The sequence below is a fragment of the Deltaproteobacteria bacterium genome (genome assembly GCA_016219225.1).
GTDB lineage: Bacteria > Desulfobacterota > RBG-13-43-22 > RBG-13-43-22 > RBG-13-43-22 > RBG-13-43-22.
Window position 1 is genome coordinate 1 of sequence record JACRBX010000132.1, and the last position, 14513, is coordinate 14513.

The 14513-nt window shown below is 47.9% G+C and carries 14 protein-coding genes; 7 read left to right on the forward strand and 7 right to left on the reverse strand.

The window, feature by feature from the left end:
- Window positions 1–73 precede the first annotated feature (73 nt).
- A complete protein-coding gene (locus HY879_11365; protein MBI5603943.1) occupies window positions 74–1501 on the forward strand; it encodes an ABC transporter substrate-binding protein in 1428 nt (475 codons plus the stop codon).
- A gap of 120 nt (window positions 1502–1621) precedes the next feature.
- Here HY879_11365 and HY879_11370 read toward each other — a convergent pair whose 3' ends face one another.
- Window positions 1622–3892 carry an RNA-binding transcriptional accessory protein gene (locus HY879_11370; GenBank protein MBI5603944.1) on the reverse strand — a complete coding sequence of 757 codons (2271 nt, stop codon included), beginning with the start codon at window positions 3890–3892 and terminating at the stop codon, window positions 1622–1624.
- Window positions 3893–4137: 245 nt separating this feature from the next.
- Here HY879_11370 and HY879_11375 point away from each other — a divergent pair, with 245 nt between their 5' ends.
- Window positions 4138–4896, forward strand: a complete 759-nt coding sequence (locus tag HY879_11375; GenBank protein ID MBI5603945.1) for a sensor histidine kinase — start codon at window positions 4138–4140, stop codon at window positions 4894–4896.
- 17 nt (window positions 4897–4913) lie between these two features.
- Here HY879_11375 and HY879_11380 read toward each other — a convergent pair whose 3' ends face one another.
- From HY879_11380 to HY879_11395, 4 genes are all read right to left on the reverse strand, one after another.
- Entirely contained in the window at window positions 4914–5570 is a 657-nt protein-coding gene (locus HY879_11380) for a response regulator transcription factor (protein MBI5603946.1), read from the reverse strand.
- Window positions 5571–6289: 719 nt separating this feature from the next.
- Window positions 6290–6658 (reverse strand): cupin domain-containing protein, encoded by a 369-nt coding sequence (locus HY879_11385; protein ID MBI5603947.1) that lies wholly within the window; start codon window positions 6656–6658, stop codon window positions 6290–6292.
- Window positions 6659–6697: 39 nt separating this feature from the next.
- Window positions 6698–6958: an AF1514 family protein gene (locus HY879_11390; GenBank protein ID MBI5603948.1), complete on the reverse strand. Its 261-nt coding sequence runs from the start codon at window positions 6956–6958 to the stop codon at window positions 6698–6700.
- Window positions 6959–7006: 48 nt separating this feature from the next.
- Window positions 7007–7336, reverse strand: a complete 330-nt coding sequence (locus HY879_11395) for a hypothetical protein (GenBank protein ID MBI5603949.1) — start codon at window positions 7334–7336, stop codon at window positions 7007–7009.
- 505 nt (window positions 7337–7841) lie between these two features.
- Here HY879_11395 and HY879_11400 point away from each other — a divergent pair.
- From HY879_11400 to HY879_11420, 5 genes are all read left to right on the forward strand, one after another.
- Window positions 7842–8243 carry a hypothetical protein gene (locus tag HY879_11400; protein MBI5603950.1) on the forward strand — a complete coding sequence of 134 codons (402 nt, stop codon included), beginning with the start codon at window positions 7842–7844 and terminating at the stop codon, window positions 8241–8243.
- A gap of 246 nt (window positions 8244–8489) precedes the next feature.
- Window positions 8490–9227 carry a transposase family protein gene (locus HY879_11405; protein MBI5603951.1) on the forward strand — a complete coding sequence of 246 codons (738 nt, stop codon included), beginning with the start codon at window positions 8490–8492 and terminating at the stop codon, window positions 9225–9227.
- Window positions 9228–9452: 225 nt separating this feature from the next.
- Window positions 9453–9851 carry a hypothetical protein gene (locus tag HY879_11410; protein MBI5603952.1) on the forward strand — a complete coding sequence of 133 codons (399 nt, stop codon included), beginning with the start codon at window positions 9453–9455 and terminating at the stop codon, window positions 9849–9851.
- Between the two features lie 150 nt (window positions 9852–10001).
- Window positions 10002–11057 carry an FAD:protein FMN transferase gene (locus HY879_11415; protein MBI5603953.1) on the forward strand — a complete coding sequence of 352 codons (1056 nt, stop codon included), beginning with the start codon at window positions 10002–10004 and terminating at the stop codon, window positions 11055–11057.
- On the forward strand, window positions 11050–12165 hold the full coding sequence (locus tag HY879_11420; protein MBI5603954.1) for a hypothetical protein: 1116 nt from the start codon (window positions 11050–11052) through the stop codon (window positions 12163–12165). Before HY879_11415 ends, HY879_11420 begins: the two co-directional genes overlap by 8 nt.
- A gap of 154 nt (window positions 12166–12319) precedes the next feature.
- Here HY879_11420 and HY879_11425 read toward each other — a convergent pair whose 3' ends face one another.
- Together HY879_11425 and HY879_11430 are read right to left on the reverse strand one after the other, a co-directional pair.
- Entirely contained in the window at window positions 12320–12739 is a 420-nt protein-coding gene (locus tag HY879_11425) for a cobalamin B12-binding domain-containing protein (GenBank protein MBI5603955.1), read from the reverse strand.
- Between the two features lie 13 nt (window positions 12740–12752).
- Entirely contained in the window at window positions 12753–14429 is a 1677-nt protein-coding gene (locus tag HY879_11430; protein ID MBI5603956.1) for a methylmalonyl-CoA mutase family protein, read from the reverse strand.
- Between the last annotated feature and the right edge of the window lie 84 nt (window positions 14430–14513).

Consider the following 14513-nt stretch of genomic DNA (forward strand, 5'->3'; position numbering starts at 1 on the left):
AGGAGGTGTTACCGCTTTTTTTGGAAGTTCTATGCGAAAGATATTTATCAAAAAAAATTAAAGGAGATACAAAATGAATGCGATTGGTAAGGTCGGTAGATTGCTATTAATCCTTGTCTTTATTTTATCCTTTTTTTCCTTGACAGCGGTAACCCCATCCAAAACCCTGGCAGCCAATGCCGCTTTTGATGTTAAAAAAATGGGTGATATGTCCGACTTCGATCCGAATCATCCGGTGGTCCCTTCCGGGGACACCATCAAGATCGCCGTGGTGGCCTCCTTTTCAGGACCGGCCGCTTCCGTGGGAGAGTTATTCTTTGTCTGCGTCCAATGGGCGGCCCATGACATCAACAAAAGGGGCGGGATTCTGGTGGACGGCAAGAAAAAGTTGGTTCAGGTCATCAAGGCCGATCACATGTCCAAGCCGGACCAGACCAAGAAAGTCTGCGAAAGGATGGTCCTGCAGGAAAAGGTCCATGTGCTCTGGGGCACCAACGGCAGCAACCTGATGAAGATCATCAACGAAGTGGCCAATAAATACAAGGTCATCGCCATCGATTCCGCGGCCTTGTCCGATGATCTTTATGATGCCACCAGCTTCAGCCGTTATTCTTTCATGGCCTCCTTTTCCAACGGGGCGATCGGCAAGAGTTTTGGTTATTATTACGGACAACTCCGAAAAAAAGAGAAAAAGTTTTACATCCTTTGCCAGGACTACATGTTCGGGCATGACCTGGCCGATGGGTTTAAAAAAGGCCTGAAAGAATACTTTCCGACGGCCCAGATCGTTGGCGAGGATTATCACAAGCTGTTTTTGACGGACTTCGCCCCTTATCTGACCAAGATCAAGGCCTCCGGGGCCGAGGTGGTTTTCACCGGGGACTGGATTCCGGACGCGGCCAACCTGGTCAAGCAGGCCAGGCAGATGGGGATGAACCTGCCCTTTGCCCATATTTTTCTGAATGACGCCCCTTTCCTGGCCGAGGTCGGCGTTGAGGGCACCAAGGGATTGATCGGGGTCAGCCAGTTTACCTCCGGCCCTTTCTTCAAAAATCCTGATGTGATTAAATTCTATAAGACCTGGAATAATCTCTGGAAGACCAAGTGGCAAGCCCCCTTCAACACGTTACGATACGAACATTTCTACGAGACCGGCGGGGCCTACACCATGCAAATGTACTGGCTCTTCAGTGTCATCGAGCGGGCCGCCAGCCTGGACCCGGAGAAGATCATCAAGGTCTGGGAAGGGGATACCTACCAGGACTTGCTGGGTACGGTCATGAAGATGAGACCTTGCGATCACAAGGTCATTCAAGACTATTACATCGCCGAATATGTGCCGCCGGCACAACAAAAGGCAGCTTTTAATATGCCTCCCTATTATTGGTATAATAATACTTCTTTTTCCGGTCCGATTACCACGATCCCGGCCGCTAAGATCTTGCCCTTGATGGACCCGAATCTGGATCGGTGCAAAGGAAAGAGCCCAGCAGGGGATTAAAAGGTCTGTGAATTTTGGAATCCAGAAAAAAGGAGCCAGAATTCAGAATAAACCTATAACCCTCCTTCTCCCTATCCGATGGGTAGGGTGAAGGAGGGGACCTGAATAAAAGAAAGCGGATTAAGACTTAAATTTCCGGTCGCCCAAGGCGGCCGCAAAGGGGTTGTTGGTAAAAACGCTTTTGAGTTTCCTGTCCTTTTCCGGCCTTTTTTCTTCCTTCTTTTTCTCCTGGTTTTTTGACTGTCCTTCGGATCGGGGACGACCGGTTTTCATTGAAAGAGAAATCCGTTTTCTGGGCAGATCAACCTCCAGAACCGTAACCGATACATTTTGATGGACCTTGACCACCTCCGCCGGGTTTTTCACAAACCGGTCGGAAAGTTCGCTGATATGGACCAGTCCGTCCTGATGGACTCCGATATCGACAAAGACCCCGAAGGCCGTGATGTTGGTCACGATGCCCGGGAGTTTCATGCCGGGCTTGACATCCTCTATCTTTTCAACCCCTTCGGTGAACCGGAAGACTTCGAACAACTCCCTTGGATCGCGGCCTGGCTTGGAGAGCTCCGCCATGATATCTTTAAGGGTAGGAAGGCCCACTTTTTCCGAGATATAGTGCTTCAGATCGATTTTATTCCGGATGATCTCGTCGTGCATCAGGTCCAGGACCGAGCACCCCAGGTCCCGGGCCATGGCATCGACAATGGGATAGCTTTCCGGGTGGACGGCGCTTCCGTCCAGGGGGTTTTCTCCGTCCCGAATCCTTAGAAACCCACCGGCCTGTTCAAAGGCCTTGGGTCCTAAACGAGGGACCTGTTTCAATTCTTCCCTGGACTTAAAAGGCCCGTGTTCATTCCGGTATTCGACAATCCCCTTAGCTAATTGAGGTCCCAAACCGGAGACATAGGCCAGTAACTGTTTGCTGGAGGTATTGACTTCCACCCCCACATGATTGACACAACTGACCACGACGTCATCGAGGCTCTTTCTTAAATCACCCTGGTCCACATCGTGTTGATATTGGCCGACCCCGATGGATTTGGGATCGATCTTGACCAGTTCGGCCAGGGGGTCCATCAATCTCCGGCCGATGGAAACGGAACCTCGGACCGTCACATCCTGATCCGGAAATTCCTCCCGGGCGGCTTCCGAGGCCGAATAGATAGAAGCCCCGCTTTCATTGACCATGACGACCTGAATGGTCTTGGAGAGGTTGAGACTCCGGATGAAAGCCTCCGTCTCTCTCCCTGCCGTGCCATTCCCAATGGCAATGGCCTCAATGCCGAATCGCCGGCACAGGTCGAGGATTTTCAAAGCGGCCTCAGTGGTCCCTTTTTCGGAAAGCAGAAAAATCATTTCGTGATGGAGCAGCTTGCCCTGACGGTCAAGGCAGACCACTTTACAACCGGTCCGGAACCCGGGATCGATGGCCAGAACATTTTTTTGACCCAGGGGCGATGCCAGAAGCAGTTGTCTAAGGTTTTCGACAAAGACCCTTATGGCTTCTTCATCGGCCCGCTTTTTAGTGGCCAGGCGGATCTCGGTTTCCATGGAGGGGGAGAGCAGTCTTTTGTAGCTGTCGTGAACGGCCATTTTGACCTGTTCGGAGGCCAATCCTTCTCCTTTGACAAAAAGGCTTTCAAGGATGCTAATGGCTTCTTCCTCAGGGGGCAAGACCCGCATGAGGAGAAAGCCTTCCTTTTCCCCCCGCCTCATGGCCAGGATCCGGTGAGATGGTGCCGTAGCCGCCTCCTCCTCCCAGCCGAAGTAATCTTTGTACTTGACCCCTTCAGCCTCTTTTTCCGGGATAACCTTAGACTTAAAAACAGCACGGGAAGCATAAAAATCACGCAGTTGGGTCCGGGCGGTCTGGTCTTCATTAACCCATTCGGCGATGATGTCGCGGGCCCCGGACAGGGCTTCTTCCGGGCCGTCAACACCCTTTTCCGGATCGACAAAAGCTGCCGCGGCGGCCGTCGGATCGGTTTCTTCCTGGGCAAAAAGCAGTTGGGCCAAAGGCTCCAACCCTTTTTCCCTGGCAATCGTCGCACGGGTCCGGCGTTTGGGACGGTAGGGCAAATAGATATCTTCCAAGACGACCAGGGTTTCGGCCGCCAGGATCTTCTCCTTTATCTCATCGGTAAGCAGTTTACGTTCGTCAAGGGATTTGAGGATAGCTTCGCGGCGTTTGTCCAGCTCCTGGAGTTGGGCCATCCGGTCGCGAATCGATTGGATGGCTACCTCGTCCAGGGAACCGGTGGCTTCTTTCCGATAACGGGCGATGAATGGGACAGTGGCCCCTTCATTCAATAAGTCGGCGGTGGCCTGGACCTGTTGGGGGGCAAGACTTAATTCCTGGGCAATCTTGAAAATATGGTTCTGGTTCGTCATAATAAAAAGAACTCCGATGTTTAGGAAGGATGAAAAAACTAAAAGAAGTGGAGTATAAAATGCGAAGTCCAAAGGGTCAAGGAGAAAATAATATTTTCTCCGCCTACTCAGGTTTAGAATTAAATATACAGGCTATACCTTATTTACCTTAATAACCAATTCGTGTAAAAATAAAATCAATATGAAAATTTAAGAGGAACTTCAAAAAAAACCATAAAGAGTTTGAAAAACGATTTAAAGAACAAATGGCTGAATTGGTTGATACTGACAGGCATTCCCCGCAAGGGATAAAAGGACGGGAACCGGTGGAGGAGGCCCTGGCGGTGTCGGAAAAACGTCTTCGCTATCTTTCCTCGCAAATTTTAACCGCCCAGGAAAATGAGAGGAAACGGGTGGCCCAAGAACTCCATGACGGCATTGAGCAATATTTAAGCGCCATTAAATATCGGGTGGAAGATGCCATTCAACGATTAGGCCGTGAGGACACGGGAAAAGTCAAGGAAGGTCTAAAGATAATTATTCCCGTCATTCAAGAAGCGGTCGAAGAAGTTCGAAGGATTTGCATGGATATGATCCCGCATTCTCTGGAAAGTTCAGGGATCCTGGCGACGATATCCCGGTTTTGCCGGGAATTCCAGACTAAACATCCAGCCATCCGAATCAACTCCAAGATTTCTATTAAAGAAAACGATGTCCCGGTCTTACTGAAGAGTGTAATCTTCAGGATTGTCCAAGAAGCCTTGAACAATGTCGCCCGGCATAGCGAGGCTGATGCGGTCTCCTTATCCCTCGGGAGGCGGGGGGAAAATTTAATTTTAACGATCAAGGATAATGGGCTGGGATTTGATCAGCGGAAAATATCTCCCATTGCCAATTTCGGGCGAGGATTAGGTCTTGTCAGTATGAAGGAAAGGGCCAACCTTTCGGGGGGTAGATTAACAATCCGGTCCGTTTCCGGTACTGGAACTCAGGTTAAGGCCGTTTGGAAAATTTTTTCCGGATAAGGTGCGTGCCTAAAAATCTATTTGGCGATTAGTCCTTTCTCCAATGCAAAGGCCGTCAAAGCTGAAGTGCTATGGAGATTTAATTTGCTCATGAGATTGGATCGATGTTTTTCCACGGTTTTAGGGCTGATGCAAAGGAACTCGGCGATTTCTTTGTTTTTATAACCCTCGCCGATCAGTTTGAGGATCCCTCTCTCCCTTTGGGTCAGGGTCTCCCAGGAAGATTTGGATTTTAACGGGTCTTTTCCTTCCAGATAACCTTCTATGACCATTTTGGATATTCCAGGACTGAGATAGCGCTTTCCGAGAAAAACACTCTTTATGGCGGTTATCAAATCGCTGTGAGTCGAATCCTTTAAGATATACCCGTCTGCACCGGCCCTCAGGGCAGCCAATACGTATTCTTCGGTTTTATGAACCGTCAGGGCCATAATTTTTGTGGCAGGATGGCGTTTTTTGATTTCTTTGATAGACTCAATTCCGTCCATTCTGGGCATGGAAAGATCAATTAAAACCAAATCCGGTGAAAATTTTTCTATCCCCTGTATCGCCTCAAGTCCATCGGCGGCCTCCCCGATAATTTCAAAATCCGGGCAGGAGGACAAAAGGAGCTTTAATCCCTCCCTGAGAATGGTATGGTCTTCAGCAATGAATATTCGCTTTTTTTCTCCCATCTTCCTCACTCCTGCTGGATAAAATACAGACAATTAAACAGCAATATACTCTAATTACTGTATTTATTATTATAAAGTTATTTTTTAGAATAACAAACAAAATAATTCATTCTTCCTGATTTTATATTGAGGGGTACTTTAAAATAGAAACGGAAAATAGACAAGAAGATTCGCGACTGGGAGCCCTTAATATTCATTCAGGAGCCCGTTATGGGTTTTTAATGGCTAATTGTATGAATTTATTCTTTTATGAGGAGGAATCAATGGGACGTACTATCAATTCAGTAGAGTATTGGCTGTCAATGAACCTTCAAGAAAGGATTGACTGTCCTTATCAGCCTGGAAATTTAAAGATTTCAAAGCAGGCCTGCCAGAAAAGGTATAAGGCCTCAGAGAAGGCAAAAGCTGACCTGATTAGTCGGGGTGACCTTTTTACCTATACCGTAGGACAGGGACTTTTGCGTTGCAAGAGTTGCCCGATTGTAAAAGGGTTGTCGGATAAGTCGATAGAGGCCCCGCTGAGCCCTTTAAGTCATTATTAAAAGAATCCATCTTCCCAGATGGTTTGATTTTGGAGAGGATCACCATGTCAATAAAGATAAAAGAAAAGGTACGGAAAACCTGGTCGTGCGGGTGTAAGACAGAAAAAAGAGACCCCGGTCATCACCGGACAAGACCTTTTCTCCGGGATTCCAGAGTCTCTTTATTGTATTCGAAGCTTATTTTTTTACGGACGCCTTGGCATAATCGACCATTCCTTGAAAATCGACCACCACCACCGGTTCGTCTCCGACCACCCAGGCATCGTGCCCGGGTGGCAATAAGGAGACCTCCCCGGCCTTTAAATCAGCCTGGGTCCCGTCGTCCATTAGAACTCTCAAAGTTCCGGAGAGATGATATTGGAAATGGGGTGCCTCACAGCTTTTGGTATTAACCAGGGGTTTAACCGATTCGGACCATTTCCAACCCGGCTGAAAGGTCGCCCGGCCCACAGTCGCCCCTCCAATATTAATGAGTTCCAATTTGCCTTTATCAAAGGTCCTTACTTCATCGGGAACGTTCAAACTTTTTACTTCCATCTTTTCCATTTTTAGTCCCTCCCAAGAATGTCGGTCGCAACATTCCTCTCAGGTGTAAATAAAAACATATTCTCCGTTATTAATGACAAACTTTCCCTGCCCCCCATGGTGGATCCCGTATTCCTCCCACCCGGTAATGTTTTCGGCATTGCATTCTACTTCAGAAGGGGAATGTTTGTTTTTATTTTTATCGAACCAGGCCATTAAAGAGGTTTCCTGATTCAATCCTTTGGCGACGGCCCAAGAAATATTCCGGGCGGTTTCGAAATCCAATTGGACATTCTCGATGTTAATAGGAATGGTTTTCATGGTTGCTCCTTTCTGGTTGTTTGAAATTCCCTTTGTTTCCGGCTTGCGTTATGATTTTTCCTCGAACCCCTTGGCGGCCTTAATCGATTTAAATCGCGCATAATGGTCATGCAGGCGTTTTCTTAGATTTCCAATCTTTTTGGAATATTCTTCCGATGCCCCTCGAGGTTCGCTGATCGAAAAGACAAAGTTAGACAAATCATCTATCACATGTTCAATGGCCCTGGCCCATTCTCCGGTTACCTGGGAAGACATATTTTCCGCTTCGGTTAATTTTTCATCAAGCATTTGGATGGATTTTTCCAGGTTGTCAATAAAACCTTTCCAGGCATCGGTTACGCAACACTGGAGATCGATATGTCCCATAATAGTTTCCATAGTTCCCCCTTTTTCTAAGCCATTTATTTAATAAACTAACCCCTTTTTAATTTTCATCATTGGTGAAAAAGAGAAGGAAGTAAATAGTATCCATTCTGTATATTTTTTTAAAAATAACCTTATTTTGATCAAACCGACAGGACTGAAAAAAGGGGCTTCGGTTTTGCGGAGAGTTTAATCGGCCGGATATCCGCCGCCTGATCTTTGAATGGGCCTGTTCCGGAAAAAATAAGAAAATAAAAGGGATAATATTTAAAAAACGCTTTAAATTACAGTATTTTTATTAAAAAAATACAGGGTTCACCCTATTTATTCTAAATTCTAAACTGTTTATATTATACTTAAAAATAAGGCATGCCCATAACAACACCGGCAACAATAAAAATAAGGCATGCCAATAACATCCCGGCAACAATAAGATTTAGATCGTTTGGTAGTTTGAAGTAAAAAATTTTAGGCCCGCAAGTTTCGTAGCGGAGCTACTTAAAAGGAGGGAGGTGAAAAAATGATGAATTTCAAAAAGTATTGTTTAGTCCTGGGCGTATTGGTGGCGTTGTTAGTCCCTGCTTTGGTAGCCAATGCTGAAATGATGTCGGTAACCGGTAAGATCACCGGTTTTACTTGTCTGACCAGAGGGTATATTTGCCCGATCGACAAAGCCGATCCGATGATTAATTTGGAAAAGGATTTTGTGCTGGTTACGGCGAGCGGTGAATATTATTTCATGCCGAATATCAGCATCGGCCTTAAAGCCAGACACGCCCTGGAGGTCGTCACCGTGAGTGGGGATGTTAACGCCAAGTACAAATCCATTAAGGTGAATACCATGTCGGTCGGCGGTAAAGAGGTTTACAGCAAGGCGGCAGAAGACAAAATGTTTGAAGAGTTGAACAAACCTGCCCCTTAACCTTTAGAAGAGAGGTGGCGGTCCTGGCCGTCACCTCTCAATCATTGAATCTTGTCTAATCCGTTCTATACATGTCCATATCCGATAAGCCGTTAACCCTAATCATTCTCTTCTCTTTCTCGGCAGGAAAGCTGTCGGGCCCAAGGGAACCAGGAGGGAAGGGATAAAGTCGGTCAGAGTATTATTAAAAAGAATACGATGGAGGACCAAAAGGGTGCTGTTAACGATTTCCCTGATTGTTGAAATATGAAGGAAAAAGAGACCCTTAGAAGTCTGTATCATTTTCCCGGATTTGAAGCCTTCCAAGAGCTTAAACCCCACCTGAAAGACCCGGGGGCCCGGGTCGTCACCTTACAAAGGATTCAAAATAAAAATATTTGCTCCTCTTGTCAGGAAATCCAAAACGGATATTATGACAGCCGCTGGCATTGTATCCGGGATTTATCCTGTGGGGGTACCCGGATTTATGTGGAGTTTGAATATCGACGAATTTTATGCCATAAATGCGGAGCCGTAAAGCAAGAGGCCTTGCCCTGGGTCGCAGCTTGTGGACGGTTCACCAGGCGGTTCGAGGATGAGATCGGCAGACAATGCAAGGATATGAGCATCAAACGGGTTGCCGAAGTGAATCATCTGGGATGGGCCCAAGTTCAACGGATGGATAGGAGCTATTTGCCTCCGCCCCTGCGCCGGCCCCTTCTTTTCGATGAACTTCCCGAACCAGGGCCGGAAAATAATTTTTTAAAAGCCCGTTGCTACCGGGTTACCGTTTTCGGAGTAGATTATTCGTGGTTCCTCCGCGGCGGGGGCAAGGGACAGGACCAGATGGAGCCCGAGACCTTTTTTGTTGAACTCCTTTCCAGGAAGGGACAAAAAGCAAACCTGGTTGTCTTGAATACGGGGAAGCCCTTTCGAAAATCGATGCTGACCATCAAGCCGCTCGGCCTTGGCCGCAGAAGGCTGGTCCACACCAAACTTGAATAATTTTTTTTTAATTTACAGTTTTTTATCTTAAAAAATACAGGATTGACTGTATTTATTCTCAGCCTCGAGTGGGTTATATTGAAATAAAAAGGGGCCGGGAAAAAGAAATAATGTTTAATCTTTAGAATTGCAGTGGGCCCTGGAGTAACCCAATTTTTTTTTTAATCGTTTTCCCCCGCGGGTTTTTTTCTGCGGAGTTGCTGAAAGAAAGGAGGTGAAAAAAGAATGAAGACCAAAAAATATTGTTTTTTCCTGGCAGTGCTGGTGATGTTATTAATCCCTGCTTTGGTGGCCAATGCCAAGATGTCGACCGTAAAAGGCAAGATAACCGGCTATACCTGTCTGACAAGGGGTTATATTTGCCCGATCGACAAAGCCGATCCGATGATCAATTTGGAGAATGATTTTGTGTTGGTAACCCCAAAGGGTGATTATTATTTCATGCCGAATCTTACCCTCGGCCTCAAAGCCAGACATGCCCTGGAGACGGTCGAAGTGACAGGTGAAGTGAGCAAGAAATATAAATCTATTAAAGTGAACACCCTGTCGGTCGGCGGCAAAGAAGTGTATAGCAAGGCCGCAGAAGACAAAATGATTGAAGAGTTGAACAGACCCGCCCCTTAACCTTTGGATAAGAGGTGGCGGTTAAGCCCGCCACCTCTTCAACTTTAGACGATTATAACCTTCTTCAGTATAAAAAGGTTCTTCACCGAAATCGCACATCGCTTTCATCTCATAATAAGAAGACACTCCGACTACGGAAGGGAGCAATAGATGAAATCCTTTATGGACCGGCGAACTTTTATTCAAACCCTGTGTATTCTAGGGGCCGGGAAGGCCGTTGAAAGCTTTGCCGCACCGCTGAATACGACTTCATTTTCTTCCTCCCTGGTCCAGGTCTCCGAGACCAGAAATCTTATGGGGACCTTTGTCACCATTACCCTTTTGCATCCTTCCCGTGATCAGGCCCAAACGGTTCTTGGAACGGCCTTCCACAAAATGGAAAACTGGGTTCAACTATTTAATCGCCATGAAAGCGGGACACCTCTCGATTATTTGAATGAGAGAGGTTTTATTAAAAATCCCCCGCCGGAACTGGTTAAGGTGCTGCGCCAATCCCTGATGATCCATTCCAGGACCGGAGGTCTTTTTGATGTAACCGTCAAACCTCTTCTGGACCTTTATGAAACCGAAAACAGGCTGGGACATCTTCCCTCAGACCCGTCCATCCAGGAGGCTTTAAACCGGGTAGGTGCCTCAGGATTAAAAATCGAACCTAAGAAAATCTCTTTTTGTAAAGAGGGCATGGGGATCACCCTTGACGGAATAGCCAAGGGGACGATTGTGGATAAGATTATCGGTTTTCTCCAGGGAAATGGGATAGAACATGCTTTAGTAGATGCCGGTGGGGACCTCCGAGTTTTCGGAGGACGAAATGGAACCGGGTTGCCCTGGCGGATTGCGGTTCATGATCCCGTCAACGAGCGGGCTACTGGAGAGAGAATCTTTCTGACGGATGGTGCGGTTGCCACTTCCGGGAATTATATGGTCTATTTCGACCAGGAAAAGATCCACCATCATATACTCTCTCCCGAAAGCGGCCTGTCACCATCCTGGTCGGTCAGCTCCTCCATCATAGCCCCCACGGCAGAAGAAGCCGATGCCCTGGCAACCGCTACCATGGTCCTTGATCGGCGGGAAAGCCAGTCCCTTATCAATCAGGATCGGCGGCTGGCTGCTTTGTGGATAACTCGGGAAGGGGAGAAAATAAAATCATTAAGATGGAAGAGAATAATGGAAAGGCGGGAAAGGGGGAGCGACCATGCTTAAGAGAAACCTGTTGTTGTTCATTCTGTCAGGGGCAGTTCTATTGGCCCCGGGATGGACCAATCCCATCCAGGCTCAGGAAAAATCAGTGATCACGGCAGGGGATATTTTTCCAAAAACAACTCTGAATGCCCCGGTTAACCCCAGGGATAAAACCTATTTGGGGATTCCGAAGAAGAAATTTTTTGCCGTCAAGGACATTCAGGCTGAGGTGATATTGGTAGAAATTATGAATGTTTATTGTGCCAGTTGCCAGAATATGGCTCCGGTTTATAATAAGCTTTTTGCCCGCCTTGAGGCCCGGCAGGAGATCAGAAAAAAGATTAAAATCGTAGCCTTTGGCGTGGGCAACAATGAAGAGGAAATTAAAATTTTTCGAGATCATTTCCAGGTGCCTTTTCCTATCGTTCCCGATCCTGACTATGACTTGCACAAGGCCATAGGGGGAGGCCCAACCCCCTTTTCGATTTTGGTTAGAAGAGGGGCAAAAGGGAAATCGGTTGTCGTGGCCTCGACGCACCTGGGGTTCACCGAAAAGGTTGAAGAGCTTTTTTCGGAATTGGAGCTGTTGCTGAAGACCAATCCGGAGGATATTAAAAAAAAAGGTGAAAGAACCGAGGCCAGGATATTAACGGCCAAGCCTCCCATGACGGATGAGGAAATTCAAGCTAAAATCAAAGAAGCTTTTACCGAAGAAGGCAAGGCGTTAACCGGATTTGAAAAAGTTGATCTCCGAGGGGGAAGAGCCATCTATGCCGGAACCGTTAAAAAAGAAGGGCAGACCGGAAATCTTTTTGCTGCAGTGATCAGCCAACTCCCGACCTGCGACCTCTGTCATGACACCCATTTTATCGTCACCTTTGAACCCAGCGGCAAGATTCAACAGTTTATACCTCTCCAATTAACCAAAACTGATAATGAGAACTGGACTGAAGCCGATATAGCCAGGATGCGCAAAAAGATCGTCGGCCGATTTATTTACCACCCTTTTTCTTTCAAGGCCAAGGTCGATGCCGTTTCCTCCGCTACCATTACCTCGGCTGCCATCTTTAGAGGTTTGAACGAGGGGCAGGAAATTTTCAAGGAACTGAAAAAGAAGGGGCTGCTTTAGGCACTTATCGGCAGGAGGCAATGGGCAATAAGCTATGGATAAAGAATAATGGAATTGTAAAAGTCGTCATTCCCGCGCAGGCGGGAATCCAGGTAACCACATAATCCATTAAAAATATTCGATTCCAGTTCCCGATTAGGAAATTCGGGCCTCATTAATTGCAGGCTGGCCGTTCTATCCCAACCTTTTTCCGGATAAAGTCGATGATATCCGTGGTATAGGTCCCCGGGCCGAAGATTTCGCTGATGCCGGCGGCTTTCAGATTCGGGATGTCTTCTTCCGGGATTACCCCCCCGCCAAGCACCAACACATCTTTTAAGCCTTTTTCTTTGACCAGTTCCATGACCCTGGGAAAGAGGTAATCATGGGCCCCGGAAAGGACGCTCATGGCAATGACATCCACGTCTTCCTGAACCGCGGTGGCCACGATCTGCTCCGGGGTTTGGCGCAGACCGGTATAAATGACCTCCATGCCGGCATCCCGCAAGGCATGGCAAATTACCTTGATCCCTCGATCATGACCATCCAGGCCGGGTTTGGCGGCCAGAACGCGTATTTTCCTTCCTGCAACCATTGAATAAGACCTCCTATAGGGTTGAGACCGCGGTATATTCGCCAAAAATAGACCGCAAGGTATCGCAAATTTCTCCCAGGGTGGCATAAGCCCGAACGGCCTCTAAAATGGGAGGCATCAGGTTTTCCGAGCCTTCGGCTGATTTCTTCAGATCGGCCAAACAGGATTCAACCTTCTGGCTGTCCCGTGACTGTTTCAGTTGGATAATCTTCCGGATTTGTTGTTCCCTGACGGCCGGATCGACTCGTAATAACCCGGATGGCGGCGGTTCTTTGACCTGAAACTTGTTGAGTCCAACCACGGTCCGTTCCCCGGTTTCCACGCCCCTCTGAAAGCGATAAGCGCTTTCCTGAATCTCTTTTTGAATAAACCCCTGTTCAATAGCCGCGGCCGCTCCCCCCATCTCATCGATCCGCCGGATATACTCCATGGCCTTTTCTTCGATAGTGGTGGTCAAATGCTCAAGATAATAAGAGCCGGCCAGGGGATCGATGGTATCAGTAACCCCGGTCTCATTGGCGATGATTTGCTGAGTCCGTAAGGCAATCTGGACCGCTTCCTCGGTCGGCAGGGACAGGGCCTCATCCATGGAATTGGTGTGCAAGGACTGGGTTCCTCCCAGGACCGCCGACAGGGCCTGAAAAGCCACCCGAACGATATTGTTTTTGGGCTGCTGGGCGGTCAAAGAACAGCCGGCCGTTTGGGTATGGAATCGAACCATCAGGGAACGGGGGTCTTTGGCCCCAAAGCGTTCCTTCATCAGTCGGGCCCAGAGTCGACGGGCGGCCCGGTACTTGGCAATTTCTTCCAGGAAATCCAAATGGGCGTTAAAAAAGAAGGACAAGCGAGGCCCGATCGTGTCCACGGAAAGTCCGGCCTTTTGAGCCGCTTCCACGTAGGCAATCCCGTTGGCCAGGGTAAAGGCCACTTCCTGGACGGCCGTGGACCCTGCTTCCCGGATATGGTAGCCGCTGATACTGATCGTATTCCATTTAGGGACCTCTTTGGAGCAAAATTCAAAGATATTGGTAATGATGCGCAAAGAAGGCTGGGGCGGAAAAATATAAGTCCCCCTGGAAGAATATTCTTTCAGGATATCGTTTTGGATGGTCCCGTTCAACTCTTTGGAGGAAACGCCCTGTTTCTCCGCCACCCCGATATACATAGCCAGCAGGATAGCGGCCGGGGCATTAATGGTCATGGAGGTGCTGACTTTATCCAACGGGATCTCTGCAAAGAGTGTTTCCATATCCTGAAGGGAATCGATGGCCACTCCGACCTTTCCCACCTCCCCCTGTGATAAGGGGTGATCGGAATCATATCCGATCTGGGTAGGCAGGTCAAAGGCTACGGAAAGACCGGTCTGACCTTGCTCCAACAGATATTTATAGCGGCGGTTGGATTCTTCGGCGCTGGCAAAACCGGCATATTGGCGCATGGTCCAGAACCGGCCCCGATACATGGTGGGCTGAACCCCGCGGGTAAAAGGGTATTCTCCGGGGAACGAGAGGTCCTGGTCATAATCCAGACCGGAAACATCGGCCGGGGTATAGACCCGCTGGATCGGGATCTCCGAAATGGTGGAAAAGGCATTTTTTCTTTCCGGTGATTTGGTCAGTTTGGCCTCAATTTTCTCCTGCCAGTCGCTTTGTTCTTTTTTGAGATGGGCCGTTTTATCGGGATCAAACATGATACTCTCCAAATATTATCTCGGTATAAGGTTTAAGGTAAAGGATAAGGTGAAAGGATTTAAGCCCCAAACCTTGGACCTTGG

Bases quoted from the DNA above. Each gene is read 5' to 3' on its own strand.
- HY879_11365 (MBI5603943.1), top strand. From the start codon at position 74: ATGAATGCGATTGGTAAGGTCGGTAGATTGCTATTAATCCTTGTCTTT.
- HY879_11370 (MBI5603944.1), bottom strand. From the start codon at position 3,892: ATGACGAACCAGAACCATATTTTCAAGATTGCCCAGGAATTAAGTCTT.
- HY879_11375 (MBI5603945.1), top strand. From the start codon at position 4,138: ATGGCTGAATTGGTTGATACTGACAGGCATTCCCCGCAAGGGATAAAA.
- HY879_11380 (MBI5603946.1), bottom strand. From the start codon at position 5,570: ATGGGAGAAAAAAAGCGAATATTCATTGCTGAAGACCATACCATTCTC.
- HY879_11385 (MBI5603947.1), bottom strand. From the start codon at position 6,658: ATGGAAAAGATGGAAGTAAAAAGTTTGAACGTTCCCGATGAAGTAAGG.
- HY879_11390 (MBI5603948.1), bottom strand. From the start codon at position 6,958: ATGAAAACCATTCCTATTAACATCGAGAATGTCCAATTGGATTTCGAA.
- HY879_11395 (MBI5603949.1), bottom strand. From the start codon at position 7,336: ATGGAAACTATTATGGGACATATCGATCTCCAGTGTTGCGTAACCGAT.
- HY879_11400 (MBI5603950.1), top strand. From the start codon at position 7,842: ATGATGAATTTCAAAAAGTATTGTTTAGTCCTGGGCGTATTGGTGGCG.
- HY879_11405 (MBI5603951.1), top strand. From the start codon at position 8,490: ATGAAGGAAAAAGAGACCCTTAGAAGTCTGTATCATTTTCCCGGATTT.
- HY879_11410 (MBI5603952.1), top strand. From the start codon at position 9,453: ATGAAGACCAAAAAATATTGTTTTTTCCTGGCAGTGCTGGTGATGTTA.
- HY879_11415 (MBI5603953.1), top strand. From the start codon at position 10,002: ATGAAATCCTTTATGGACCGGCGAACTTTTATTCAAACCCTGTGTATT.
- HY879_11420 (MBI5603954.1), top strand. From the start codon at position 11,050: ATGCTTAAGAGAAACCTGTTGTTGTTCATTCTGTCAGGGGCAGTTCTA.
- HY879_11425 (MBI5603955.1), bottom strand. From the start codon at position 12,739: ATGGTTGCAGGAAGGAAAATACGCGTTCTGGCCGCCAAACCCGGCCTG.
- HY879_11430 (MBI5603956.1), bottom strand. From the start codon at position 14,429: ATGTTTGATCCCGATAAAACGGCCCATCTCAAAAAAGAACAAAGCGAC.